Here is a 24232-nt window from a genome sequence, read left to right as displayed (position 1 = left end):
GCCGTTCCCGACCGCGCTTCCGGGTGGTGGATGATGGAGGCCATGCCCCCTGCACCTGACGCCGCCCAGCGCGAGGCCGCGCGCTCCCTCGAGGTCATCAAGCGGATGCGCGAGGCCGAGGAGGCGATCCTGGAGCGGGCTCCGGAGCACGACCTCGAGCCCAGCCTCGACCGCATCCAGGGCGTCATGGAGCTGCTCGGCGACCCGCAGCGCACCTTCCCCGTCATCCACCTCACCGGTACGAACGGCAAGACCTCGACGACCCGCATCATCGAGTCGCTGCTGCGCGAGATGGGCCTGAAGACAGGGCGGTTCACCTCCCCGCACCTGCATAGCATGACCGAGCGGATCGCCCTGTCCGGTGAGCCGATCAGCCCGGAGCGGTTCCTCGCGGCATACGACGAGGTCATGCCCTTCGTCGAGATGGTGGACGCGCGCTCGCTCGCAGCCGATGGGCCGCGGATGACCTACTTCGAGGTGCTGGTGGCTGTCGCCTATGCCGCTTTCGCCGACGCCCCCGTCGACGTCGCCGTCGTCGAGGTCGGGATGGGGGGCAGCTGGGACGCTACGAACGTCGCCGACGGGTCGGTGGCCGTCGTGACGCCGATCGCGCTGGACCACCAGCACTTCCTGGGCCACGACGTGGAGTCGATCGCCACCGAGAAGTCCGGGATCATCAAGCCGGGCGCTCTCGTGGTCTCCGGCGTCCAGGAGCCCGAGGTCGCGCAGATCCTTGCCGACCGGGCCGCGGCCGTGGGGGCCCGGATCGCCCTCGAGGGCAACGACTTCGGGCTGCTCACGCGTGAGGTCGCGGTGGGTGGCCAGCAGCTGGCGGTGCGGGGCCTGGCCGGCGACTACGCGGAGCTCCTGCTGCCCCTGCACGGCGGGCACCAGGCGCACAACACGGTGCTGGCCATCGCGGCAGTGGAGGCCTTCGTCGGCGGGGGCGAGCAGCGGCTGGACCCCGACGTGGTGCGCGCCGGACTCGGCGCCGCGTCCTCCCCGGGCCGGTTGGAGGTGGTGCGCCGGTCGCCGACCGTGCTCGTCGACGCCGCCCACAACCCGGCGGGCGCCCTTGCGCTGCGCGAGGCCCTCGAGGACTCGTTCAACTTCGCGCGGATCATCGGGGTCATCGCGATCCTGCAGGACAAGGACGCCACCGAGATGCTCGAGGTGCTCGAGCCGGTGCTCGAGCACGTGGTGGTCTCGCGCACGACCTCACCCAGGGCGATGCGCCCCCACGAGCTCGGGGCCCTGGCCGCCGAGATCTTCGGTGAGGACCGGGTGACCGTCGTCGCCGACCTGCCGGACGCGCTGGACGTCGCGGCGGGGCTCGCCGACGAGGGTGGGCTGGGCGGCGGCGTGCTCGCCACCGGCTCGGTCACCACTGCCGCCGAGGTGCGGATGCTGCTCGGCGTGAGCGAGGTCTGAGCCCTCTCAGTGCCCTCTCAGTGCCCCTCAGCGCACCTCAGCGCTTGCCGAGCTGGCCGATGTCGAGGTGGGTCTTCGCCTCCGTCTTCGCGTGCTTGTCGGCGCGCTTCTCCTTGATGGTCTTGCCGGCCTTCTTGGTCAGGTGCTGCCGTGGTGATTTGTCGCTCATCGCTGGTTCCCTTGGTCGGAAGCCTGGGTGGCTCCGCACCCGACGCTACTCCTGATCGGGCACGGCATACGCTCGCTTCATGGTCGTCTTCTATGGCTCGCTGGGCCGGTTCACCTGGCGGATGCTCGCCACCGTCCTGGCGGCGCAGGGGATCGTCGTGTTCCTCGGTGCCCTGGTCGCGCGGGGCCTGGCGAACGCCGTGGGCGACGACCGCGACAGCACTTGGCTCTGGGTCGGGATCGGGCTGGCGGTCCTGTGCTTCGTCGCGGCCGGGCTGATGCGCCATCCCTGGGGCGTCACCCTAGGGTGGCTGATCCAGGTGGCGACGTTCGCCTCGGCTGCCGTCGTGCCGGCGATGCTCGCCGTCGGCGTCATCTTCCTCGCCCTGTGGGTGGGCTCGCTGATCCTGTGCCGCCGGGTCGAGGACCAGATGGCGGCGCGCGAGCGTACTCCCGACCCTCGCTAGGCTGACCGGCGTGACGACACAGATCGAGCGCTCCCTGGTCCTGGTCAAGCCCGACGGGTTCTCCCGCGGCCTCACCGGGGAGGTGCTGCGCCGGATCGAGGCGAAGGGCTACGCCCTGGTCGCCTTGGGCGTGACCACGCCGACCCGAGAGCAGCTGGCCGAGCACTACGCCGAGCACGAGGGCAAGCCGTTCTACGAGCCGCTCGTGGAGTTCATGTCGAGCGGGCCGGTCGCGGCCGTCGTCATCGAGGGGCACCGGTGCATCGAGGGATTCCGTGCCCTGGCCGGGGCCACCGACCCCACGGCCGCACTGCCGGGCACCATCCGGGGTGACCTGGGTCGTGACTGGGGCCTGAAGGTGCAGCAGAACATCGTCCACGGCTCGGACTCGCCGGAGTCGGCCGCCCGTGAGATCGGGATCTGGTTCCCCAGCCTCTGAGCGTCGGCCGCTGAGAGCCGGCCGGTGACTGCCGGCTCTCGCGTCAGGCGGTCTCGAGGTCGTCGAGCCCGCTGATGACCACTTCCAGGAGCGCGGCGAGCTCGCCGCGCTCCTGCGCGTTCAGCCGCGCCAGCGTGTCCGACTCGACGACGTTCGCCTCGCGGACGGCGGCCTCGAACACCTCCCAGCCCTTGTCGGTGAGCTCGACGAGGACACGCGTGCGGTTGGCTGGGTCGGGGGCGCGGCGCACCAGACCCCGCTCGGCCATGCGGTCGAGCCGGTGCGTCATCGAGGACGGCGCCACGTTGGCGATGTCGGCGAGCCGGCTCGGGGTGACCTGCTGGTCGCCGGCCGTCGCCAGGTGCGCCAGCACCGACCACTCGCCATGGGAGATGTCGAGGTCGGCCAGCTGCCGGTTGTACCACTGGTCGAGCTTGCGGGTCAGGGAGAAGACGGCCGTGATGACCCGTTGGACGGACTCCTCACCTCCGGCGGCGACATAGGCCGCGACCGCCTCCTGGTACTGCTGCTGGACGCTGGGTCGTCGTGGGGCGCGGGGCATGGCCCCATCGTCGCATGTTAGAATTTCGAAATCGAAATATTCGAACCCGAAGAGATGTTGATCCTGTCATGCGCGCCCGTCTGCTCATCCTCGCCTCCGCCGTTGCCATGCTCGGCTGGGGTGCCGTCCTGCCGTACCAGTACGCCTATGCGGCCACCACGCGCGGCTGGGGCTCGCTGGTGGCTGCCGGTGCGGCGAGCCTCTTCTCGGTGGGCGCCCTCGTGGCCGCGCCGGTCGCCGGCCGGCTCGCCGACCGACTCTCGCCCGTGGTCGTTGCGGTGGCCGCGAAGGTCCTGGCGGCCGCTGGAGCTGCCTCGCTGATCTGGGCGGGGAGCCCCGCCGCCTTCCTCGCCGGCATGTTCGTGTTCGGCGTGGGCATCACGGCCGCAGCCCCGGCCCAGTCGGTGCTCGTCCTGCGGTGGGTGGGTGGTACCGACCGCCGCCGCGTCTTCGCCTGGCAGTTCACCGGCCAGGCCATCGGTATGGCGCTCGGCGCCTTCGCGGCCGGCTACGTCGTCGATCTCGCTCGGCCCACCGGCATGTGGCCCGCCTTCACGGCCGCTGCGGCCGGTTTCGTCCTGTCGGCGCTCCTGCTCGTGGCGGCCGGACTGCGGCGCTGGGGCGTGTCCGGCGGCAGCCTCGAGTCAGGCGCCTCGACCGACGTCCGCGACCCGAGCGAGGACGCTCGGGCCAGGTCCGGGCTGCCCGAGGCGACACCACGAGAGGCCATCCGCGCGATCTGGGCGATCCCCGCCCTGCGCTGGACCGCGCTCATCACGGTCACCCTGGCGTTGGGCTTCTACGCCCAGTTCGAGTCGGGCCTACCGGCCTACGCGCTGGAGGTCCTCAAGGTCAAGGAGACGACGATCGGCCTGGCCGCAGCCGTGAACTGCGCTGTGATCATCGTGCTGCAGATGCTCGTGGTGCGCCTCACTGCCCGCCGCGGGGGCCCGGCGCTGCTCATGGTGGTGGGGGCCGTCTGGACCGTCGCGTGGCTCGTGCTCGCCGTGGCGTCGTTCCAGCCGGGTCTGGCCTCGGTGCTGTTCGTGTCGAGCTTCGGAGTCTTCGCGGTGGGCGAGACGATGTACGCACCCATCCTCAACCCGCTCACCGCGAGCCTCGCGCCCTCGGGGCTGGTCGGGACGACTCTAGGGCTCTTCACCGCCCTGCAGACCGGCTTCTCCGCGGTCGGGCCCCTGGTCGCCGGGGTGATCCTCGGCGCAGGGTTCGGCAGCGTGTTCGTCGCGCTGCACGTGGCGATCAGCCTCGTGGCCGTCCTGGGCGCCTGGCGGCTGCGCGCGGCCATCCGGGCGGCGCGCCGGTCGGCGGCACGTCCCGTGGAGGCGGCCCTCGCCGCGTAGCATCGCGGGCGTGCGCGGTGGTGTCTCACGGGGTGGCCGAGGTGGCTGGATGTCGCTCGGCAGAGACCTCGCGATCGACCTTGGCACCGCCAACACCCTGATCTACGAGCGCGGCCGTGGCGTGGTGCTCGACGAGCCGTCCGTGGTCGCCGTCGAGGCCGGGTCCGGTCGCCTCGTCGCCGCCGGAGCTCAGGCCAAGGAGATGCTCGGCCGCACGCCCGGTCACGTCCGTGCCGTCCGACCGCTCCAGGACGGCGTCATCTCGGACGCGGACGTCACCGAGCGGATGTTGCGCTACTTCGTCGACCAGGTGCGGCCCTCGCGGCTGGTCCGGCCACGGATGGTCGTCTGCGTCCCGAGTGCGGTGACCGGGGTGGAGCGCCGGGCACTGGAAGATGCCGCGGTGCGCTCCGGCGCTCGCCGGGTGTACGTCATCGAGGAGCCGATGGCGGCCGCGATCGGCGCTGACCTCCCGGTCAACGAGACGTCCGCGTCCATGGTGGTCGACATCGGGGGCGGCACCACCGACGTCGCCGTGATCAGTCTCGGCGGCGTCGTGACGGCTCGCTCGCTGCGGGTGGGCGGCGACGAGATCGACGACGCGCTGGTCGCCCACATCAAGACCGAGTACTCCCTGCTGGTCGGCGAGCGGACCGCCGAGGACGTCAAGGTGGCCGCAGGCTCGGCCTTCCCGCTACGCGAGGAGACCAGCACCCGGATCCGTGGGCGTGACCTGGTGACCGGTCTGCCCAAGACCGTCACGGTCTCGAGCCAGGAGGTGCGCCGCGCCATCGAGGGGCCGGTGCTGCAGATGGTCGACCTCGTGCGCGCGACGCTGGACGTGTGCCCGCCCGAGCTCGCCGGCGACATCCTCGACCGCGGGGTGACCCTCACCGGTGGTGGGGCGCTGTTGAGGGGGCTTGACGAGCGGCTACGCCACGAGCTCGGGGTGCCGGTCCGGGTGGCCGAGGACCCCCTGCGTGCGGTTGTTCGTGGTTCGGGCCGGTGCATCGAGGAGTTCGCGACGCTCGAGCGGGTCCTGGTCGACTCCCGCCGGTTCTGATGCGTGCTGCGTCGCGGCGGCGACCGCTGGTCGCACTGACCGCTCTGACCGTCGTGCTGCTGCTGGTCGACGTGGCCGGAGGCGGTGGCGAGCCTGGCGTCGGAGGGCTGCACAGCGTCGGGGGAGCGGTGTTCGGGCCGCTCGAGCGGCTGCTGAGCCCCGGCAGGCCGACCGCCTCGTCCGCTGGAGCCACGGTGGAGCTGGTCGCTCGCTCCGAGCGCAGCAGGCAGTCCCAGACCGACGGACAGCTCGCCCGTCTGGTGGCCGCACCCGCGCTGGCGGGCGCGACGCTGGTGCCGGCACGGGTGGTCGGCGTGGGCCGTCAGGGCGCGGCCGGACCCGAGCGGGTCACCATCGACGTCGGCTCCCGCGACGGCATCCGGACCGACCTGTGCGTCGTCGACGCCGACGGCCTGGTCGGGCGGGTCGTGTCGGTGGCACCGTGGACCGCTGACGTGGCCCTCGTGGGAGGAGCGGCCATCGTCGTGGGTGTGCGGGTCGGGTCGCCAGGGACCCTGGGGTCGGTGGCCTCGGGTGCCCATGGCGCCCGCAGCCGCGCCCCCGGTCTGCTGGACCTGACCCTCGTCCAGCGCGGGGCCGTCCGCGCCGGTGACCAGGTGACGACCCTCGGGAGTGTCGGCGGCTCGCCGTACCCGCCAGGCCTCCCCGTCGGCACCGTCACCGCGACGGACCCCTCCTCCGGCGACCTGGCGCCGACGGGAGCCGTCCGTCCCGCGGTGGACGTGACCTCCCTCGACGTCGTCGGTGTCCTGACCGTGCCGCCGCGCACCACCCCTCGCGCGGCGGTCAAGGCAGGCGGGTGAGGGTGGCGGTCCGGCTGCCGGTCATGCTGTTCCGAGCAGTGCTGCTCGTCTCGGCCACTCTGGTGACCGTCCTCCCGACCCTGTCGACCGTGGGCGTCCTGCCCGACCTCGTGCTCCCCGTCGTCGTCGCGGGCGCGCTGCTCTCGGGTCCTTCTCGCGGTGCCCTGCTGGGGCTGGCGGCCGGGTGGCTGACCGACGTCGTCCCACCCGGCTCGGCCGTTCTCGGCACCTCTGCCCTCGTGTATGCCGCCGCTGGCCTGCTCGCCGGAGCCGGCCGCCGCGAGGGTCACGCGCCCTGGGGCTGGGTCGCCGTGGTGGTGACCGCAAGCGCCGGCGTCGTGCAGGCCCTCAGACTCGTGGCGGCAGTGCTGTCCGGCGAACCCGTGTCGTGGGTGGTCACTGGGTTGGACCTGGTGGCGACCGCGGCGCTGGGGGTCGTCCTCGTCCCGGCCCTGGTCGGCGCGGAGCAGTGGCTGTCGTCTCGGTGGTCGCGGTGACAGAGCGCCGCGCGGGAGCGGGGACACCCCGGGCTCGGGTCTGGGTGCTCGCCGTACTCGTCGTCTCACTCATGGGCACCCTCGTCGGGCGGCTCGGTCAGGTCCAGATCGGGGAGCAGGCGGCATACCGTCGGGCCGCTGCGAGCGTGAACACGCGCACCACCGTCCAGCCGGCTCTGCGCGGACGCATCCTCGACCGCAACGGCATACCGCTGGCGGACAACACCTCCGAGACCGTGGTGACGGTCGACCGTACGGTGCTGGCCGACGCCCGGGACGGCGGCCGCGCTCTGCTCAGGCGCGTCGCGGGGGTGCTGGGTGTGCCGTTCGACCGGCTCTGGGCACGCACCTACCTGTGCGGCACGGCCGGCGCCCCGCCCGCCCCGGCGTGCTGGGGCGGGTCCGCGTACGTCCCCCTGCCGCTGGTCGCCGGTGCCGACCCTCGCCGGGCGCTGAGCCTGCTCGAGCGCCCCGAGGTCTACCCCGGCATCGGGGTGGTGGCGGCGCCAGTGCGCGAGTACCCACAGCAGGGGACGGTGAACGCGGCACAGGTCCTGGGCTACCTGGCCCGCTCGACGCCGCAGGACGTCGCCGCCTCGCACGGCACCGTGACCGACCAGGACCTCGTGGGCCGCACCGGTCTCGAGAAGGAGTACGACGCGCAGCTGCGGGGCACGCCGGGGCACACCACGGTCGCGGTCGACCCGCGTGGCGTGGTGACGGGTGTCGTGTCCCAGGTGGCGCCGGTTCCCGGACGCGACGTGGTCACCAACCTCGACGTCCGGGTCCAGGCCGCCGCCGAGGCCGCCCTGCGGCATGCCGTCGCCGCCGCGCGCAAGCGCGGACACCGGGCCGACAGCGCTGCCGCGGTGGTCCTCGACACCACGACCGGCGGGGTCCTCGCCGCCGCGAGCTATCCCACCTACGACCCCGACGTCTGGACCGGCGGGATCACCGCGCAGGCGCTCGCAGGGCTCACCGACCCGAGGGCCGGCCTGCCGCTCATCGACCGGGTGACGTCGGCGTCGTACCCGCCCGCCTCGACGTTCAAGGTGGTGAGCCTGCCGGCCGCCGTCACTGCCGGGAACGCGCTGGGCGGCACCTATGACTGCACCAGCAGCTACCGGATCGGCAACCGCACGTTCGCCAACTACGAGTCGCGCGCCTACGGGCCCATCTCCCTGACCAAGGCCATCCAGGTCTCGTGCGACACGATCTTCTACGACTTCGCCTACCGGTCGTGGCTGGCGCAGGGAGGTCTGGCGGCGACCACCGACGCGCACGACCCCTTCGTGGCGATGGCCCACGCCTTCGGGCTGGGGGCGGCCACGGGGGTCGACCTGCCGGGGGAGTGGACCGGGCGCATCCCCGGACGCGCCTGGAAGCGCGCGACCTGGGCGCAGGCCCGGACCGCCACGTGCCGGCGGGCGGCCACCGGCTACCCCGAGGTCGGGCGCACCGACCCGGCGCGCGCGGCATACCTCAAGGGGCTGGCCGTGGAGAACTGCCGGAGCGGCTTCCAGTTCCGGGCGGGTGACGCGGCGAACTTCGCGATCGGGCAGGGCGACATCACGGTGACGCCGCTGCAGATGGCCCGGGCGTATGCCGCGATCGCCAACGGTGGTGTCCTCTGGACGCCGGAGGTGGCTCGGGGTCTCCGTGCCCCCGACGGTGCGGTGGAGCCGGTGGCCCCGCAGCCGGCGGGAACGGTGCACTTCCCCGCGGGGGTCCTGGACTTCCTGCACGGGGCGCTCCAGGACGTGGTGACGGCGGGGACGGCGAAGGGCGCCTTCGCCGGGTTCCCGCTGGCCCAGTGGCCCGTGGCGGGCAAGACGGGAACGGCGGAGGCGTTCGGCGCGCAGGACTCGGCCTGGTTCGACTCCTACGGACCGGCGACCAAGCCCCGGTATGCCGTCGCGGTCGTCATCTCCCAGGCGGGCACGGGAGGCGACGCGGCGGCGCCGGCAGCGCGGCAGATCTACGACGTGCTGCGGACGTTGCGGTAGGGCCGGTGGGGGCGGTGGGGGCGCGGTCGAGCAGTCAGTAGGCTGCCCTGCATGGCTGACTTCGATCTGGTGGTCCTCGGTGCCGGTCCCGGCGGGTACGTCGCGGCGATTCGTGCTTCACAGCTGGGCCTGCGGGCCGCGGTGGTCGAGGCGAAGTACTGGGGCGGTGTCTGCCTCAACGTCGGGTGCATCCCGTCGAAGGCGCTGCTGCGCAACGCCGAGCTCGCCCACATCCTCGAGCACGAGAAGGACAAGTTCGGCATCGAGGGCGACGCCCGGATGTCGTTCAAGCCGACGCACGCCCGCTCCCGCGCCGTCTCGGAAGGGATCGTCAAGGGCGTCCACTTCCTCATGAAGAAGAACAAGATCACCGAGATCGACGGGTGGGGCACCCTGACCGGTCCGACGTCGATGGACGTCGCGCTCAACTCGGGTGAGAAGCAGTCGATCACCTTCGACAAGCTCATCATCGCCACCGGCGCGACCACGCGGCTCATCCCCGGCACCACGCTGTCCGACCGCGTGGTCACCTACGAGGAGCAGATCCTCACCGACCAGCTGCCGGGCTCGATCGTCATCGCCGGCTCGGGCGCGATCGGCGTCGAGTTCGCGTACGTGATGAAGAGCTTCGGCGTGGACGTCACCATCGTCGAGTTCCTCGACCGCCTGGTGCCGACCGAGGACGCCGAGGTGTCCAAGGAGCTGCTCAAGCACTACAAGAAGCTGGGCGTGAACGTCCTGCTGTCGACCAAGGTCGAGTCGATCGACGACTCCGGCGAGAAGGTCCGCGTGACCGTGTCCCCGGCTGCCGGTGGCGAGTCGAGGGTGCTCGAGACTGACAAGGTCCTGCAGGCCATCGGCTTCGCGCCGCGGCTGGAGGGCTACGGCCTCGAGTCGCTCGGGCTGGCCACGGAGCGGGGCGCCATCGTCATCGACGACCACTGCCGGACCACCGTCGACGGCGTCTATGCGATCGGTGACGTCACCGGCAAGCTGATGCTGGCTCACACCGCGGAGGCGCAGGGCGTCGTCGCCGCCGAGACCATGGCCGGCGCCGAGACGATGCCGGTGGAGTACGACTTCGTCCCGCGCGCCACCTACTGCCAGCCGCAGATCGCCTCGTTCGGCTACACCGAGGCGCAGGCCAAGGACAAGGGCTACGACGTCAGGGTCGCCAAGTTCCCGTTCTCCGCCAACGGCAAGGCCATGGGCCTCGGTGACGCAGTGGGCTTCGTCAAGGTCGTCGCGGACGCCACCCACAACGAGATCATCGGCGCGCACCTCATCGGCCCCGACGTGACCGAGCTGCTCCCGGCCCTGACCCTGGCTCAGAAGTGGGACCTCACCGCCGACGAGGTGGCTCGGAACGTCTTCGCGCACCCAACCCTGTCCGAGGCGGTCAAGGAGGCCGTCGAGGGCATCGCCGGCCACATGATCAACCTCTGACGAGGACGACGCCCGTATGCCGCGCGCCCCACTTCCCCTCGTCACGTCGCGCCTCGTGCTGCGCAGCTTCCGGCCCGGCGACGAGGAGGACACCTTCGCCTACCGCTCGGTTCCCGACGTGGTGCGCTACATCCCCGGGGACCCCAAGACGCGTGAGCAGGTCGCCGACCTGGTCGCCGAACGGGCCACCGCGGGTCGCATCGACGAGAAGTCGCCGTTCCTGACCCTGGCTGTCGAGCTCGACGGGCGCGTGATCGGCGATGTGCTCGTGCATTTCGACGGTCTCGACGGCTCCGACGGCACGCAGGCGGAGATCGGGTGGGTGTTCGCGCCCGACGTGGCGGGGCAGGGCTATGCCACGGAGGCCGCCCGGGCGCTCGTGGACCTGGCCTTCGGTGAGCTCGGGGTGCGGCGCGTGTGGGCGCAGCTCGAGCCCGAGAACACCCGGTCGGCGCGGGTGTGCGAGCGGCTGGGGATGCGACGTGAGGCGCTGTTCGTGCAGGGATCGTGGTTCAAGGGGCGCTGGTCCGACCTCGCGATCTATGCCCTGCTCGCCGACGAGTGGGCCGCCCGCGACTAGGGGCCTGACCGCGGCGGACCCCGGCCCCTAGTGCTGGCAGGGAGCCACTTGTCGTGGCGGATCGGCCCATTTCGCCACGACTGCTGGCTCCTGGTCAGTGGTCGTGGGCCCTGTGGATGACGCCGCCAGAGCCGTCGCCGTCTCCGCCAGGGTGGGGTCATGGCCTTCGACCCCAGGCGACCGTTCTCCCGGTCCGAGGCGCTGGCCGCGGGCCTGAGCGACTGGCAGCTGCGCTCGCAGCAGCGCCTGCACCGCGACGTCTATGTGGGTGCCGGGGTGCCGGTGGACACCCGGATCCGGGCACTGGCGGCCCTCCGCATGGCCCCGCAGGGCAGCCTCGCCGCGCGGCATACTGCGGCACTCCTGCTCGGAGGCGTGGTCCCGGAGCCGGCGATGGTGCACCTGCTGGTACCCGGCGGCAGGCTGCGCGCTCAAGGAGTCGACGCTCGGCCTGGACGGCCGGCGCGACGGGCGTGGATGGGTGACATCCCAGTGACCACGGCCGAGGACACGTTCATCGACCTGCGCTCCGAGCTCGGCCTGGTCGACCTGGTCGTCCTCGGTGACAGCCTCGTCCGGAGAGGACGGACAACCCCCGAAGCCCTCCGGGATGCCGCGGCCGACGCAACAGGGGCCCAAGCGCCTACTCTGCGGCGGGCCGCCGGCCTGGTCCGCCCAGGGGTCGACTCACCGACAGAGTCCAAGCTGCGCCTCCTCGTCCTCTTGGCGGGCCTCCCCGAGCCGGTCGTCAACCACACGGAGTACGACGAACGGGGCTGGGTGGTGCGCCGGTTCGACCTCTCCTGGCCGGGGCACCGCCTCGCGGTGGAGTACGACGGCCGACAGCATGCGGAGAGCCAGCGGCAGTGGGAGCACGATGTGACCCGGCGTGAGGGACTGGACACCGATGGCTGGAGGCTGGTGGTGGTCCTCGCCAAGGGCCTCTACCGCGAGCCCGCCCGCACGCTGGAGCGCGTCGTGCAGGCTATGCACGACGTCGGCCTGGACGCCTCGGTGACGAGCGACGAATGGCGGGTCTACTTTCCGGACCGGTCACGAGTGCTGCCGTGACGGCAGCACTCGTGACCAGGTCGGCCATGTCGCCACGGCTGCTGCCGGTCGGCCAGAACTCGAGGATGGCGCCCGCGATTAGGGCGCGAGGTGACGCGCTGGTAGCGTTGCTGCTGCCGTAGACCGGCCGCGGACTCAAGAGAGCCCAGGTGGACATGCCCTGGCGCACCGCGCAGCAACCAGAGAAGGAGTGTGTCGACCTATGCCGTTGAGCACCGACGTCAAGCAGAAGATCATGTCCGAGTACGCCACGCACGAGGGCGACACCGGCTCCCCGGAGGTCCAGATCGCGATGCTGACGCAGCGCATCCTCGACCTCACGGAGCACTCGCGGCAGCACAAGCACGACCACCACAGCCGCCGCGGCCTGCTCCTGCTGGTCGGACAGCGTCGCCGCCTCCTGCGCTACCTCGAGAGCGTCGACGTCGAGCGCTACCGCTCGCTGATCAAGCGCCTCGGTCTGCGCCGATAAGCATCCGAGAGGGGCGGTCCTCACCATGAGGGCCGCCCTTTTCGCATGAGAGAACAACTGAATACAGGAAGTACACAGAAGCACGCCCGTGCACAACGACGATGCACCCGGGTTTATTGAGAGACACAGAAATGGAGGGCCCATGGAGGGTCCAGAGATTCAGCTCGCCGAAGCCGTGATCGACAACGGCTCGTTCGGCACCCGCACCGTCCGGTTCGAGACGGGACGCCTGGCCAAGCAGGCCGGCGGCGCCGTTGCGGCCTACCTCGATGACGACACGATGTTGTTGTCCACCACCACCGCCGGCAAGAGCCCGCGCGAGGGGTTCGACTTCTTCCCCCTGACCGTCGACGTCGAAGAGCGCATGTATGCCGCGGGCAAGATCCCCGGCTCGTTCTTCCGTCGTGAGGGCCGCCCGTCCACGGACGCGATCCTCACCTGCCGCCTGATCGACCGCCCGCTGCGCCCCACCTTCACCAAGGGCCTGCGCAACGAGGTCCAGGTCGTCATCACCGTGCTGGCACTCAACCCCGACCACCAGTACGACGTGCTGGCCATCAACGCCGCGAGCGCCTCGACCCAGATCTCGGGCCTGCCGTTCTCGGGCCCGATCGGTGGCGTCCGCATCTCGCTCATCGACGGCCAGTGGGTCGCGTTCCCGAACTTCTCCGACATCGAGCGCTCGACCTTCGACATGGTCGTCGCCGGCCGCATCGCGGGCGATGACGTCGCCATCATGATGGTCGAGGCCGAGTCCACCGAGTCCACCTGGAACCTCGTCAAGAACGAGGGCAAGCAGGCCCCGACCGAAGAGGTCGTCGCCGAGGGCCTCGAGGCGTCCAAGAAGTTCATCAAGGTCCTGTGCGAGGCCCAGGCCGACCTGGCGAGCAAGTCCGCCAAGCCTGTCCAGCAGTTCCCGATCTTCCTCGACTACGAGGACGACGCCTACCAGGCCGTCGAGGCTGCGACCTCCGACGACCTCGCCAAGGCGCTGACCATCGGTGGCAAGCAGGAGCGTGAGGAGCGCATCGACGAGATCAAGGAGTCGATGAAGGCCGCGCTCGGTGGCGAGGGCAAGCCGTTCGAGGGTCGCGAGAAGGAGCTGTCCGCGGCATACCGGTCCGTCCAGAAGAAGCTGATCCGCCAGCGCATCCTGCGCGACAAGGTCCGCATCGACGGCCGTGGCCTCGCCGACATCCGCGCCCTGGGCGCCGAGGTCGAGGTGCTGCCGCGCGTCCACGGTTCGGCCCTGTTCGAGCGTGGCGAGACCCAGATCATGGGTGTCACCACGCTCAACATGCTTCGCATGGAGCAGCAGCTCGACACGCTGTCGCCGGTGACGCGCAAGCGCTACATGCACAACTACAACTTCCCGCCGTTCTCCACCGGTGAGACCGGTCGTGTGGGCTCGCCCAAGCGTCGCGAGATCGGCCACGGCGCGCTCGCCGAGCGGGCGCTCATGCCCGTGCTGCCGACGCGTGAGGAGTTCCCCTACGCGATCCGCCAGGTGTCCGAGGCTCTCGGCTCCAACGGCTCGACGTCCATGGGCTCGGTCTGCGCCTCGACCCTGTCGCTGCTCAACGCCGGTGTGCCGCTGCGCGCCCCGGTCGCCGGCATCGCCATGGGCTTGGTCTCTGACGAGGTCGACGGGCAGACGCAGTACGCGGCGCTGACCGACATCCTCGGCGCCGAGGACGCGTTCGGTGACATGGACTTCAAGGTCGCCGGCACGCGTGAGTTCGTCACCGCCATCCAGCTCGACACCAAGCTCGACGGCATCCCCGCGTCGATCCTGGCCGGCGCGCTGACCCAGGCGCGCGACGCACGTCTGCACATCCTCGACGTGATGAACGAGGCCATCGACGTCCCCGACGAGATGAGCCCGTTCGCGCCTCGCGTGATCTCGGTGCAGGTCCCCGTCGACAAGATCGGTGAGGTCATCGGCCCGAAGGGCAAGATGATCAACCAGATCCAGGACGAGACCGGCGCCCAGATCTCGATCGAGGACGACGGCACGGTCTACATCGGCGCGACCGACGGCCCGTCCGCCGAAGCGGCCCGCGCCATGGTCAACGCCATCGCCAACCCGCAGATGCCGGAGGTCGGCGAGCGCTTCCTGGGCACCGTGGTCAAGACCACGACGTTCGGTGCGTTCATCTCGCTCCTTCCCGGCAAGGACGGCCTGCTGCACATCTCCGAGGTGCGCAAGCTCGTCGGCGGCAAGCGGATCGACAACGTCGAGGACGTCCTGGCCGTCGGCCAGAAGGTCCAGGTCGAGCTCAAGGAGATCGACCCGCGCGGCAAGCTCTCCCTGGCCGCCGTGCTGCCTGAGGGCGAGGGCGAGTCGGCTGGCGAGGAGTCGAGCGACTCAGGCCAGCCCGCCGTCGCCGCTGCCGGCAGCGAGGCCGACTCCGATGCCTCCGAGGGCGGCGAGTCCGAGGGCCGCGAGGCTGGCGAGCGTCGCGAGGGCGGCCGGAGCCGCAACCGCAGCCGCCGTCGTGGCGACCGTGGTGACCGAGCCGACAAGGGCGAGCGCTCCGACGAGGCCGTGGCAGCGTCCACGTCCGAGGACGCCAGCTGACGGCGACCTGACACGTCCAGCCTGCGGGCCGGCATACCCCATGGGTATGCCGGCCCGCTTGCGTGCGGGGCGCGGACCCCGAAGGCTGTGCCCATGACCGATGACCGGACGTTCGTGGTGGTGGGTGGCGGCCTTGCAGGGGCCAAGTCGGTGGAAGCGCTGCGTGAGCTCGGCTTCGAGGGGCGCGTGGTGCTGCTCGGGGGCGAGGCGCACCTGCCGTACGAGCGACCGCCGCTGTCCAAGGACTACCTCAAGACGGGCGAGAACCTCCAGGACGCCTTCGTCCACGACGAGCAGTGGTATGCCGACCACGACATCGAGGTGCGGACCGGCACCGTGGTCGCGTCGGTCGACCGCTCGGGGAAGGCCGTGGTGACCGAGGCAGGGGAGCGCGTCGGCTACGACCGGCTGCTGCTGGCCACCGGCAGCTCACCGCGCAGGCTGACGCTGCCGGGCGCCGACCTCGACGGCGTGCTGACCCTGCGCACGATCGAGGACAGCCAGGCCATCAGGGCCGCCCTCCAGCCAGGCCGTCGCGTCGTGCTCGTCGGTGGCGGCTGGATCGGCCTCGAGGTGGCGGCGGCGGCCCGTGAGGCGGGCGCCGAGGTGACGGTCCTGGAGTCGCTGGACCTGCCGCTCGTGCGGGTGCTCGGGCCGAAGGTCGCCCAGGTGTTCGCCGAACTGCACCGCGAGCGCGGCGTCGACCTGCGCACGGGCGTGACCGTCGAGGCCATCGAGGGCGACGGCTCGCCCACCGGCGTCCGGCTCGGCGACGGCGAGGTGGTCCCCGCCGACACCGTCATCGTCGGGATCGGCGCCGCCCCGGTGGTCACGCTGGCCGAGCAGGCGGGGCTCGAGGTCGACAACGGCATCCTTGCTGACGAGGCGGGCCGGACCAGCGACCCCGACATCTTCGCCGTCGGCGATGTGGCCAACGTCCACCACCCCTTCCTCGGGCGCCGGATCCGGGTCGAGCACTGGGCGAACGCGCTCAACCAGCCGTCCTGGGTGGCTCCCGCGATGCTGGACCAGGACGGCCCGGAGCCCGAGCTGCCGTACTTCTTCACCGACCAGTACGACCTCGGCATGGAGTACACCGGGATGGCCGACCCCGAGGACGAGGTGGTCGTGCGGGGAGACCTGGAGACCCGGGAGTTCATCGCCTTCTGGACCCGCGACGGCCGGGTGACCGCCGGGATGAACGTCAACGTCTGGGACGTCACCGAGCCGATCAAGGCACTCATCCGCTCGCGGGCGCAGGTGGACCTGCAGCGGCTCGCCGACCCCGACGTCGCCCTGGGGACGCTGGTCTGAGGAGCATCGCCGCCCCTCGTTAGGCTGGCCCCGTGAGCGACACGATCAAGGTGGGCGTCATCGGCGCGGGTGGCCGGATGGGTTCGGAGGTGTGCCGGGCGGTGGAGGCGGCCGACGGTCTGGAGCTCGTGGGGCGGTTCGACCAGGGCGACGAGCTCGGCGACCTCGGCGGAGCGCAGGTCGTGGTCGAGTTCTCAGTGCCGGACGCCTCACCCGCCAACGTCGCCCACTGCGTCGACCGGGGCGTGCACGTCGTCGTCGGCACCACGGGCTGGGACGACGCCCGTCTCGCCACGTTGCGGGGCCAGCTGGCCGAGCGCCCCGAGGTGGGGGTGCTCATCGCCCCCAACTTCGCCATCGGGGCCATCCTCATGATGCGGTTCGCCCAGCAGGCGGCCCGCTTCTACGAGTCCGTCGAGGTCATCGAGCTGCACCATCCGGCCAAGGTCGACGCCCCCTCCGGCACCGCGGCGCGGACGGCCCGACTGGTCGCCGAAGCCCGCGCGGATGCGGGTCTGGGTGAGATCCCCGACGCCACCACGCAGGACCCGGACGGGGCGCGGGGCGCGCGCGTGGACGGCATACCGGTGCACTCGGTGCGGCTGCGCGGCCTCGTCGCGCACCAGGAGGTCCTCCTCGGGGCGGCGGGCGAGCTGCTGACGCTGCGCCACGACTCGTTCGACCGGACGTCGTTCATGCCGGGCGTCATCGAAGGCGTCCGCGCGGTGCAGGATCATCCAGGCCTGACCGTCGGGCTCGAGCACTACCTCGGCCTGGACGCCTGAGTGCGCGAGAAGGTCACGGCGCTCGTCCTCCTGGTGGTCCTCGGGTTCTACAGCATCACCATCGGCTGGCGGGGCGTCGAGCTGGTCCGCGACGGTCGCCTCGTGCCCGTCCTGCTGGGCCTTGCGGTCATCCTCGTGCCGGTGGTCGCTCTGCTGGCGATGGTCCCGCTGGTGCGCTTCGGCCGGGACGGGTCGGCGATGATGGCGCACGCCCGCGAGCATGGTGCGCAGGGCCCCTGGGGGGCCGAGCTCGAGCAGGCCGAGGTATGCCGGGTGGCCCAGGACCGCGCGGGCGAGCAGCGTCACTACCGGGCTGCGGTGCGCGCCTGGCGGGCCAGTCACCCCGACCGATTGCCCTGAATCGACCGTGTCGAGCGTCCAGGACCCCGAATCCGGTCGGTTCAGGGCAAGAAGTGGAGCAGGCGCAGGCCAGCCGCGACGGCTGCGGCAAGCACGACCACGACGATGAACGGCGCCCGCAGCAGGAGCGCCACCAGCGCCACGGCCACCGCCACGGCGCGGGAGTCGAGCACGACGCCCCCGGTCCTCGTCGTGAGCGTCTGCACGCCGACGAGGGCGGCGAGCAGGGCGATCGGCAGCGCGGAGGTGACCCGGCTGGTCCGCTCGCCCTCGAGCCAGCGCGCCGGGATCACGTAACCGAGGAACTTCAGGACGAACGCCAAGGCGCCGGCAGCCAGCACTGCGGTCCACATGGTCATGGCGTCTCCTGCGTCTCCGGCGTGCCCTGTGCGGTCTCGTCCGCCCAGTGGTGAGGTGCCTGGGGGTCGTGGTGCGCGCGACGCCAGAACGCCGCCAGCAGCGCGGAGAGGGCGGCGACGAGCACCGGCACGCCCGCGGGGGCATGCGGGGCCACGAGCACCGCGACGACCGCAGCGAGGGCAGCGATGGCGAAGGCATCGGCCGACTTGAGCCGCGGCCACACCAGCCCGCAGAAGGCGGCGGCCGCCGCCGCGTCCAGGCCGTAGCTGCGGGGGTCGCCGATCGCGTCCCCGGCCAGCGCGCCGACCAGCGTCATGGCGTTCCAGAGCACGAAGACGCCGATCCCGGTGGCCCAGAAGCCGAGCCGCCCTGCTGCCGTCTCTGGCTGGCCCACGCCGACCGCGGTCGACTCGTCGATGGTGAGGTGGGCGGCCAGCAGCCTGCGCGGACCGCGGACGCCCAGCATGCGCGACACCTGGAGGCCGTACAGGCTGTTGCGGACGCCCAGGAGGGTCGAGGTGGCGATGGCGGCCACAGCGGCTGCCGGCCCGCTGGCCATGATCCCGACGAAGGCGAACTGCGAGCCGCCGGAGAACAGCAGCAGGGACAGGACCTGGGTCTGCCACAGCGTCAGGCCGGAGGCGGTCGAAAGGGCGCCGAAGCTGATGCCGTACGCGCCGGTGGCCACCGAGACCGACAGGGCCTGGCGCAGCACCTGGCGGCGGCGAAGGTCGGTCAGCGGGCCTGAGGGAGTCGTCGTCACGGCCCTGTCGGTGTGGTCTCGGGCTCGGTGAGAGCGGCGACCAGTCGCACCTCGCGCGCCGTGTCGCCCTCGGGAGAGACGACGCGGTCCCGGAAGGCGCCGTCGGGCCGCAGACCGGACGCCAGGAGGAACGCCCGGGTCGACTCGTCGCCCGCGAGCAGCCACGCGTGCATGGTTCGGGCGCCCGCGCCGCGGAGGGTGTCGACGGCGGCGTTGAGCAGTCGCGACCCGTGCCCGGCGTGACGGGCCTCGGGGTGCACACCGAACGCGGTCAGCTCCCCGGTCTCGTGACCGGCGTCGGGGTCCTGGCTCGGACCGAGGGCAGCGAAGCCCACGACCTGGTCGCCCGCGCAGGCCACCAGCAGCCGGTACACGCCGGCCGGGGGAGCCGCCAGCGAGCGGCGCCAGGCACCGGCGAAGGCGGACGGCTCGAAGGCGGCCAGGGCCTCGGAGGGCACGACCTCGGCATACGCGTCGCGCCACACGACCGACTGCACCAGACCCACCGCGGGGGCGTCGCTCTCACGGGCCATGCGCACGCTGGCGTCCGCCAGCGGGCCGGGGCCAGTGCCGTGGGGGTGGTCGGGGGAGTGGCCGTGGGGGTGGTCGTGCGCCATGACGCCATCCTGTCATCCACCAGAATGTGACACGAAGACAGCAGAATTGTCAGGGTCTGTAACACGCCCCCATACTGGTGGCATGTACGGCAACGACTTCGCCACGGACGCGCCCTCCGGCCCCCCGACCCCGGACGAGCCGCTCAACGCCGCGGAGTCGGGGCTGTTCGACGAGCTGATCGAGACCGAGCGGCGGATCGAGCCGCGCGACGAGATGCCCGACGCCTACCGCCAGACCCTGATCCGCCAGATCGCCCAGCACGCCCACTCCGAGATCATCGGCATGCAGCCCGAGGGCAACTGGATCACTCGCGCGCCCTCGCTGCGCCGCAAGGCGATCCTCATGGCCAAGGTGCAGGACGAGGCGGGCCACGGCCTCTACCTCTACAGCGCGGCCGAGACGCTGGGGGTGGACCGCGAGGACCTGCTCGACCGGCTGCACACGGGTCGCCAGAAGTACTCCTCGATCTTCAACTACCCGACCCTCACCTGGGCGGACTGCGGCGCCATCGGCTGGCTCGTGGACGGCGCCGCGATCATGAACCAGGTCCCGCTGTGCCGCTGCTCCTACGGCCCCTACGCCCGCGCGATGATCCGGGTCTGCAAGGAGGAGTCGTTCCACCAGCGCCAGGGCTTCGAGATCCTGTGGACCCTCATGCGCGGCACGGACGCCCAGCAGGCCATGGCCCAGGACGCGGCCGACCGCTGGTGGTGGCCGGCCCTGATGATGTTCGGGCCACCCGACACCGGCGATGCGGCGCCCACCGGCGGTCACACCGCCCAGTCCATGGCCTGGGGCATCAAGCGGTTCAGCAACGACGACCTGCGCCAGAAGTTCGTCGACATGATGGTCCCGCAGGCCGACCGGCTCGGGATCCGCCTGCCCGACCCCGACCTGAGGTGGAACGCCGAGCGAGGCCACTACGACTTCGGCCCCATCGACTGGGACGAGTTCTGGCGCGTCCTCAAGGGCGACGGCGCGTGCAACGCCGAGCGGATCCGCCACCGCGTGGCGGCCCACGAGGAGGGCGCCTGGGTGCGCGACGCCGCGACGGCGTATTCCGCCAAGCGCACCGCCAAGCGCACCGCCAAGCGCACCGCCAGCTCCGAGGAGCAGGTCGCATGAGCGACTCGACGGATCGGGGCACCTGGCCGCTCTGGGAGGTCTTCGTCCGCGGCAAGCGCGGGCTGTCCCATGTGCACGTCGGCTCGCTGCACGCCCCCGACGCGACCATGGCGCTGCGGAACGCGCGCGACGTCTACACCCGCCGCCAGGAGGGAGTCTCGCTCTGGGTGGTGCGCGCCTCCGACATCACGGCCTCGTCGCCGGACGAGCGCGACTCGTTCTTCGACCCCGCAGGCGACAAGGTCTACCGCCATCCGACGTTCTACGACGTGCCCGAGGATGTCGAGTACCTGTGAGCGACACGTCCATGAACGGCGCCGCATCCCGCTACCTGCTCGGGCTCGCCGACGACGCGCTGGTCTATGCCCAGCGGCTCGGCGAGTGGGTCTCCCGGGGCCCTCAGATCGAGGAGGACATGGCGCTGGCCAACATCGGCCTCGACCTGCTCGGCCAGGCACGCGCTCTGCTCACCCGGGTCGGCGAGCTCGACGGCACCGGCCGCAGCGAGGACGACCTGGCCTACTTCCGTGACGAGCGCGAGTTCCGCAACGTCCACCTCGTCGAGCAGGAGCGGGCGGGGTTCGGGTTCGAGATGGCGCGGCTGCTGTGGTTCTCCAGCTACCAGAACGAGCTGTATGCCGCGCTGCGCGGTTCGTCCGACCCGGTCCTTGCGGGCGTGGCGGCCAAGGCGCTCAAAGAGGTCGACTACCACCGCGACCATGCGACCCAGTGGGTCCTGCGACTCGGCGACGGCACGGCGGAGTCCCACGAGCGCATGCAGCGGGCCCTGGTTGATGTGCAGCCCTATGTCGCCGAGCTGTTCGACGACGATGCCGGGTCGCTGGCGGCGGTCCAGGAGGGCGCCGGCGTGCTGCCCTCGGCCCTGCGGGAGCCGGTCTCACGGCGGGTCGGCCAGGTCGTCGCCGAGGCGACGCTGGAGCTGCCCGAGTCGTCTACGTGGCGGTCGCGTGGCGGTCGCGAGGGTGTGCACTCCCGGCCCATGGGCTACCTCCTCGCCGAGCTGCAGCACATCGCGCGGTCTCACCCGGGAGCGTCCTGGTGAGCGACAACAGCGTGAGGGGGACACGGTGAGGGCCTCGGTGCTCCCAGACGTCCGCCGCGCGATCGCGGACGTCCCCGACCCGGAGGTCCCGGTCGTCTCCATCGAGGATCTGGGCATCCTGCGCGACGTGGCGGTGGACGACGACGCTCGTCATGTGCGGGTCACGATTACGCCGACGTACTCCGGTTGCCCTGCCATGGAGGTCATCGAGACCGGCATACGGCATGCCGCCGGCAAGGCGGGGTTCACCTGCGAGATCCGCACTGTGCTCAGCCCGGCCTGGACCACGGACTGGATGAGCGAGCGCGGGCGGGAGCGACTGCGCGAGTTCGGGATCGCGCCTCCCACGCCGCACGACGGTGGGCCCGTAACGCTGACCCTGCGACAGCGGCTCGTCGCCTGCCCACAGTGCGGGAGCACCGACACCGAGGAGCTGGCGCGGTTCGGGTCGACCGCGTGCAAGGCGCTGCGCCGGTGCCGGGCCTGCCGCGAGCCGTTCGACGAGTTCAAGGCGGTGCTCCCGTGACGCCCCTGCTCTCCGGACCGAGGACCGACACCGTCCGACGCCGCCGCGCGGAGTTCCACCCGCTCACCGTCGCGGCCGTGGAGCGCCTGACCGACGACGCTGTGGCCATCACCTTCGCCGTCCCCGACGAGCTCCGCGATGACTACCTCTTCCAGCCCGGTCAGCATCTCACCCTGCGCGCCACCATCGCGGGCGCCGAGGTGCGGCAGTCCTACTCGATCTGCCTGTCCCGCAACGCAGCCGAGCGATCGGGGACGGTGCGAGTGGCTTCCGCCCGCGTGGCTGAGGGCCGGATGTCGAACTGGCTGAACGACTCGCTCGCGCCCGGTGACGTCGTCGAGGTGATGACACCCCTGGGGTCGTTCACGTGTCCCACCCAGCCGGACGGCATACGCCATCACCTCGCCATCGCGGCAGGCTCGGGCATCACGCCCGTGCTCTCGCTGCTCACCTCGGTCCTCGAGGAGGAGCCCCGTTCGCGGGTCACCCTGCTCTACGGCAACCGCACCACGGGCTCGGTGATGTTCCTGGAGGAGCTCGAGGACCTGAAGAACCGCTATCTGGGCCGGTTCCAGCTCGTGACCGTGCTGTCCCGCGAGCCGCATGACGTGGAGCTGTTCACAGGACGCCTCGAGCCCGAGCGGGTGGCGCGGATCCTCGAGGTGCTCGCGCCGGTCGACACCGTGGACGAGTGGTACCTCTGCGGTCCCTACGGCATGGTCGTCGGGGCGCAGGAGCTGCTCGCCGAGGCCGGGGTCGACGCGACGCACGTCCACCACGAGATCTTCCACGTCGCCGAGCAGGAGTCCCCTCGCCGGGAGGTGGCGGTCGTCGAGGGCGCGCCCCCGGCGGCAGTGGTGACCGTCAGCCTCGACGGCCGCACGACGCGCATCGAGATGCCCTCGGTCGAGGAGACCATCCTCGACGCCACCCTGCGGGTGCGGCCGGACGCGCCGTACTCGTGCACCGGCGGCGTCTGCGGCACGTGCCGGGCGCGGCTGGTGTCCGGCGAGGTGCGGATGGACCGCAACTACGCGCTGGAGCCGGCCGAGGTCGCGGCGGGGATCGTGCTGGCGTGCCAGAGCCACCCGGTGACCGAGGAAGTCGCCCTGGACTACGACGCCTGACCGCGGGCTGCTGCCTGCTGCCTGCTGCCGGCTGCCTGCTGCCTGCTGCCTGCTCCGGAAACGTGACCTCTCGACGCGTTTTCCGTGGGCCTAGACGCCGGAGTCCCAGCATTCGTGACCACTGAACGCTTTTTGATGGTGCCTGTGGATGACGGCGGCGCGGCATACGTCCGTCCCGGCAGGCTCGGGGTATGCCGCTTCGCTCGCCCAGAGCCGGTCGGCTGGACGCGCGTCAGCCGTTTCTACGCTGCGAGGCGATCAAGGCAGGTCTGACCGACCTGGAGCTCAGCGGTCCCAGGTTTCGGCAGCTGTTCTGGGGCGTACATATCAGCGCGTCGGTGGCGCCCACCTTGGCTCTGCGGTGCAGAGCAGCCCTGCTCATCGCCCCGTCGCCAGCCCTGCTGACCCATCACACAGCGGCGATCCTGTGGGGGGCGACCGTTCCCCCCAGTCCGGCGATCCATGTCGGCATCCTTGCGGGCGCGAGACTGCGTGCCGAGGGCATCACCACCCATCGGTATGCCGGGCTCCCGGCGTCCGCTCGCCGCAACGGCCTTCCGGTGCCCACCCCTGAGCAGACCTTCCTCGACCTGGCTTCGTGGCTCAGCCTGGTCGACCTCGTGGTGCTGGGGGACTCCCTCGTGGGCCAGGGAGTGACGACCCCACAGAGGCTCGTCGACACGAGCGCCGACGCGCACGGCAGGGGAGCGCGACTTGCCCGACGAGCGGCTCGACTGGTCAGGGCAGGCGTGGACTCGCCGATGGAGACTCGGGTGCGGTTGCTGTTCGTCCTGGCTGGGCTTCCCGAGCCCGTCGTCAACTTCGCTATCCGCGACGAGACCGGCCGCACGATGTACCGGATCGACCTGTCGTTCCCCGACCTCTTCCTCGCCATCGAGTACGACGGCCGTCATCACATCGCCCGCCAAGGCCAGTGGCGCCAGGACCTCGCGCGACGCGAGGAGCTCGAGAGCGATGGCTGGCGCTTCGTCGTCCTCGTCGCGGAGGACATCTACAGCACGCCTGAACAGACCTTGGCTCGGCTCGTCAACGCCTTCGCCGAGCGCGGACGCAGAGTCCGCATCCGCCGTGAGGAGTGGCGTCGATACTTCCCAGGTCGGCAGCCCGGCTGACTCGCCCGCGATTCGTGACCACTCGACGCTTTTTGCGCGGTGCGGGGGACTACTCCAGCGCAGTTCGTGACCACTCGATGCTTATTGCCG

Annotated in this window: 27 protein-coding genes; 22 read left to right on the top strand and 5 right to left on the bottom strand. The window is 71.4% G+C overall.

Annotation, left to right across the window (positions count from 1 at the left end):
* Positions 1 to 42: 42 nt before the first annotated feature.
* A complete protein-coding gene (locus tag VGN50_RS03825; protein WP_327443321.1) occupies positions 43 to 1431 on the top strand; it encodes a folylpolyglutamate synthase/dihydrofolate synthase family protein in 1389 nt (462 codons plus the stop codon).
* 37 nt (positions 1432 to 1468) lie between these two features.
* Here VGN50_RS03825 and VGN50_RS03820 read toward each other — a convergent pair whose 3' ends face one another.
* On the bottom strand, positions 1469 to 1600 hold the full coding sequence (locus VGN50_RS03820) for a hypothetical protein (RefSeq protein ID WP_327443320.1): 132 nt from the start codon (positions 1598 to 1600) through the stop codon (positions 1469 to 1471).
* Positions 1601 to 1679: 79 nt separating this feature from the next.
* Between VGN50_RS03820 and VGN50_RS03815 the strand changes: the two genes are divergently transcribed.
* Both VGN50_RS03815 and ndk read left to right on the top strand, forming a co-directional pair.
* Positions 1680 to 2066 carry a DUF4233 domain-containing protein gene (locus VGN50_RS03815; RefSeq protein WP_327443319.1) on the top strand — a complete coding sequence of 129 codons (387 nt, stop codon included), beginning with the start codon at positions 1680 to 1682 and terminating at the stop codon, positions 2064 to 2066.
* Positions 2067 to 2076: 10 nt separating this feature from the next.
* Complete coding sequence (gene ndk / locus VGN50_RS03810) at positions 2077 to 2505, top strand: nucleoside-diphosphate kinase (RefSeq protein WP_327443318.1); 429 nt, start codon at positions 2077 to 2079, stop codon at positions 2503 to 2505.
* A 43-nt stretch (positions 2506 to 2548) separates the two neighbouring features.
* Here ndk and VGN50_RS03805 read toward each other — a convergent pair whose 3' ends face one another.
* Positions 2549 to 3067 (bottom strand): MarR family transcriptional regulator, encoded by a 519-nt coding sequence (locus tag VGN50_RS03805; protein WP_327443317.1) that lies wholly within the window; start codon positions 3065 to 3067, stop codon positions 2549 to 2551.
* Positions 3068 to 3135: 68 nt separating this feature from the next.
* Between VGN50_RS03805 and VGN50_RS03800 the strand changes: the two genes are divergently transcribed.
* The 13 genes from VGN50_RS03800 (at position 3136) to VGN50_RS03740 (ending at position 17427) form a co-directional block, all read left to right on the top strand.
* Positions 3136 to 4428, top strand: a complete 1293-nt coding sequence (locus VGN50_RS03800; RefSeq protein WP_327443316.1) for an MFS transporter — start codon at positions 3136 to 3138, stop codon at positions 4426 to 4428.
* A gap of 49 nt (positions 4429 to 4477) precedes the next feature.
* Positions 4478 to 5491, top strand: coding sequence for a rod shape-determining protein (locus tag VGN50_RS03795; protein WP_327443315.1), 1014 nt, complete (start codon positions 4478 to 4480; stop codon positions 5489 to 5491).
* Positions 5491 to 6315 (top strand): rod shape-determining protein MreC, encoded by an 825-nt coding sequence (mreC, locus tag VGN50_RS03790; protein ID WP_327443314.1) that lies wholly within the window; start codon positions 5491 to 5493, stop codon positions 6313 to 6315. The genes VGN50_RS03795 and mreC overlap by 1 nt, the downstream gene beginning before the upstream one ends.
* A complete protein-coding gene (locus VGN50_RS03785) occupies positions 6312 to 6812 on the top strand; it encodes a rod shape-determining protein MreD (RefSeq protein WP_327443313.1) in 501 nt (166 codons plus the stop codon). The genes mreC and VGN50_RS03785 overlap by 4 nt, the downstream gene beginning before the upstream one ends.
* On the top strand, positions 6785 to 8818 hold the full coding sequence (gene mrdA, locus VGN50_RS03780; RefSeq protein WP_327443312.1) for a penicillin-binding protein 2: 2034 nt from the start codon (positions 6785 to 6787) through the stop codon (positions 8816 to 8818). The genes VGN50_RS03785 and mrdA overlap by 28 nt, the downstream gene beginning before the upstream one ends.
* 51 nt (positions 8819 to 8869) lie before the next feature.
* Positions 8870 to 10264, top strand: a complete 1395-nt coding sequence (gene lpdA / locus VGN50_RS03775) for a dihydrolipoyl dehydrogenase (protein ID WP_327443311.1) — start codon at positions 8870 to 8872, stop codon at positions 10262 to 10264.
* A gap of 16 nt (positions 10265 to 10280) precedes the next feature.
* Entirely contained in the window at positions 10281 to 10844 is a 564-nt protein-coding gene (locus VGN50_RS03770; protein WP_327443310.1) for a GNAT family protein, read from the top strand.
* Positions 10845 to 11003: 159 nt separating this feature from the next.
* On the top strand, positions 11004 to 11915 hold the full coding sequence (locus VGN50_RS03765) for a hypothetical protein (protein WP_327443309.1): 912 nt from the start codon (positions 11004 to 11006) through the stop codon (positions 11913 to 11915).
* A gap of 202 nt (positions 11916 to 12117) precedes the next feature.
* Entirely contained in the window at positions 12118 to 12387 is a 270-nt protein-coding gene (gene rpsO, locus VGN50_RS03760; protein ID WP_327443308.1) for a 30S ribosomal protein S15, read from the top strand.
* A 142-nt stretch (positions 12388 to 12529) separates the two neighbouring features.
* Positions 12530 to 14968 carry a polyribonucleotide nucleotidyltransferase gene (locus VGN50_RS03755; RefSeq protein ID WP_327443307.1) on the top strand — a complete coding sequence of 813 codons (2439 nt, stop codon included), beginning with the start codon at positions 12530 to 12532 and terminating at the stop codon, positions 14966 to 14968.
* 93 nt (positions 14969 to 15061) lie between these two features.
* Positions 15062 to 16282 (top strand): NAD(P)/FAD-dependent oxidoreductase, encoded by a 1221-nt coding sequence (locus VGN50_RS03750; protein WP_327443306.1) that lies wholly within the window; start codon positions 15062 to 15064, stop codon positions 16280 to 16282.
* A 32-nt stretch (positions 16283 to 16314) separates the two neighbouring features.
* Positions 16315 to 17067: a 4-hydroxy-tetrahydrodipicolinate reductase gene (gene dapB / locus VGN50_RS03745; RefSeq protein WP_327443305.1), complete on the top strand. Its 753-nt coding sequence runs from the start codon at positions 16315 to 16317 to the stop codon at positions 17065 to 17067.
* Positions 17068 to 17427 carry a hypothetical protein gene (locus tag VGN50_RS03740; RefSeq protein WP_327443304.1) on the top strand — a complete coding sequence of 120 codons (360 nt, stop codon included), beginning with the start codon at positions 17068 to 17070 and terminating at the stop codon, positions 17425 to 17427.
* A gap of 41 nt (positions 17428 to 17468) precedes the next feature.
* On the opposite strand, the gene VGN50_RS03735 is transcribed toward VGN50_RS03740, so the two are convergent.
* Genes VGN50_RS03735 through VGN50_RS03725 form a run of 3 tightly spaced genes read right to left on the bottom strand, consistent with a single transcriptional unit; the run spans position 17469 to position 19167 of the window.
* Entirely contained in the window at positions 17469 to 17786 is a 318-nt protein-coding gene (locus VGN50_RS03735; protein WP_327443303.1) for an AzlD domain-containing protein, read from the bottom strand.
* The gene (locus VGN50_RS03730) at positions 17783 to 18550 is read right to left on the bottom strand and encodes an AzlC family ABC transporter permease (protein WP_327443302.1); all 768 of its coding nucleotides are present in this window, start codon (positions 18548 to 18550) and stop codon (positions 17783 to 17785) included. Before VGN50_RS03730 ends, VGN50_RS03735 begins: the two co-directional genes overlap by 4 nt.
* Positions 18547 to 19167, bottom strand: coding sequence for a GNAT family N-acetyltransferase (locus VGN50_RS03725; RefSeq protein WP_327443301.1), 621 nt, complete (start codon positions 19165 to 19167; stop codon positions 18547 to 18549). Before VGN50_RS03725 ends, VGN50_RS03730 begins: the two co-directional genes overlap by 4 nt.
* Positions 19168 to 19249: 82 nt before the next feature.
* Here VGN50_RS03725 and paaA point away from each other — a divergent pair, with 82 nt between their 5' ends.
* The 6 genes from paaA to VGN50_RS03695 all read left to right on the top strand — a co-directional run bounded on the left by paaA (position 19250) and on the right by VGN50_RS03695 (position 24142).
* Positions 19250 to 20293, top strand: coding sequence for a 1,2-phenylacetyl-CoA epoxidase subunit PaaA (paaA, locus tag VGN50_RS03720; RefSeq protein WP_327443300.1), 1044 nt, complete (start codon positions 19250 to 19252; stop codon positions 20291 to 20293).
* The gene (gene paaB, locus VGN50_RS03715; protein WP_327443299.1) at positions 20290 to 20589 is read left to right on the top strand and encodes a 1,2-phenylacetyl-CoA epoxidase subunit PaaB; all 300 of its coding nucleotides are present in this window, start codon (positions 20290 to 20292) and stop codon (positions 20587 to 20589) included. Before paaA ends, paaB begins: the two co-directional genes overlap by 4 nt.
* A complete protein-coding gene (paaC, locus tag VGN50_RS03710; protein WP_327443297.1) occupies positions 20586 to 21356 on the top strand; it encodes a 1,2-phenylacetyl-CoA epoxidase subunit PaaC in 771 nt (256 codons plus the stop codon). The genes paaB and paaC overlap by 4 nt, the downstream gene beginning before the upstream one ends.
* Before the next feature lie 25 nt (positions 21357 to 21381).
* Positions 21382 to 21882: a 1,2-phenylacetyl-CoA epoxidase subunit PaaD gene (gene paaD, locus VGN50_RS03705; RefSeq protein ID WP_327443295.1), complete on the top strand. Its 501-nt coding sequence runs from the start codon at positions 21382 to 21384 to the stop codon at positions 21880 to 21882.
* The gene (gene paaE, locus VGN50_RS03700; protein ID WP_327443294.1) at positions 21879 to 23009 is read left to right on the top strand and encodes a 1,2-phenylacetyl-CoA epoxidase subunit PaaE; all 1131 of its coding nucleotides are present in this window, start codon (positions 21879 to 21881) and stop codon (positions 23007 to 23009) included. The genes paaD and paaE overlap by 4 nt, the downstream gene beginning before the upstream one ends.
* Before the next feature lie 191 nt (positions 23010 to 23200).
* Positions 23201 to 24142: a hypothetical protein gene (locus VGN50_RS03695; protein ID WP_327443293.1), complete on the top strand. Its 942-nt coding sequence runs from the start codon at positions 23201 to 23203 to the stop codon at positions 24140 to 24142.
* Positions 24143 to 24232: the final 90 nt, after the last annotated feature.

It is taken from the genome of Pedococcus sp., assembly GCF_036000045.1.
Classification (GTDB): domain Bacteria; phylum Actinomycetota; class Actinomycetes; order Actinomycetales; family Dermatophilaceae; genus Pedococcus.
The sequence above is the reverse complement of the archived record's forward strand: the minus strand, read 5'-3'. Positions and strand labels throughout refer to the sequence as shown.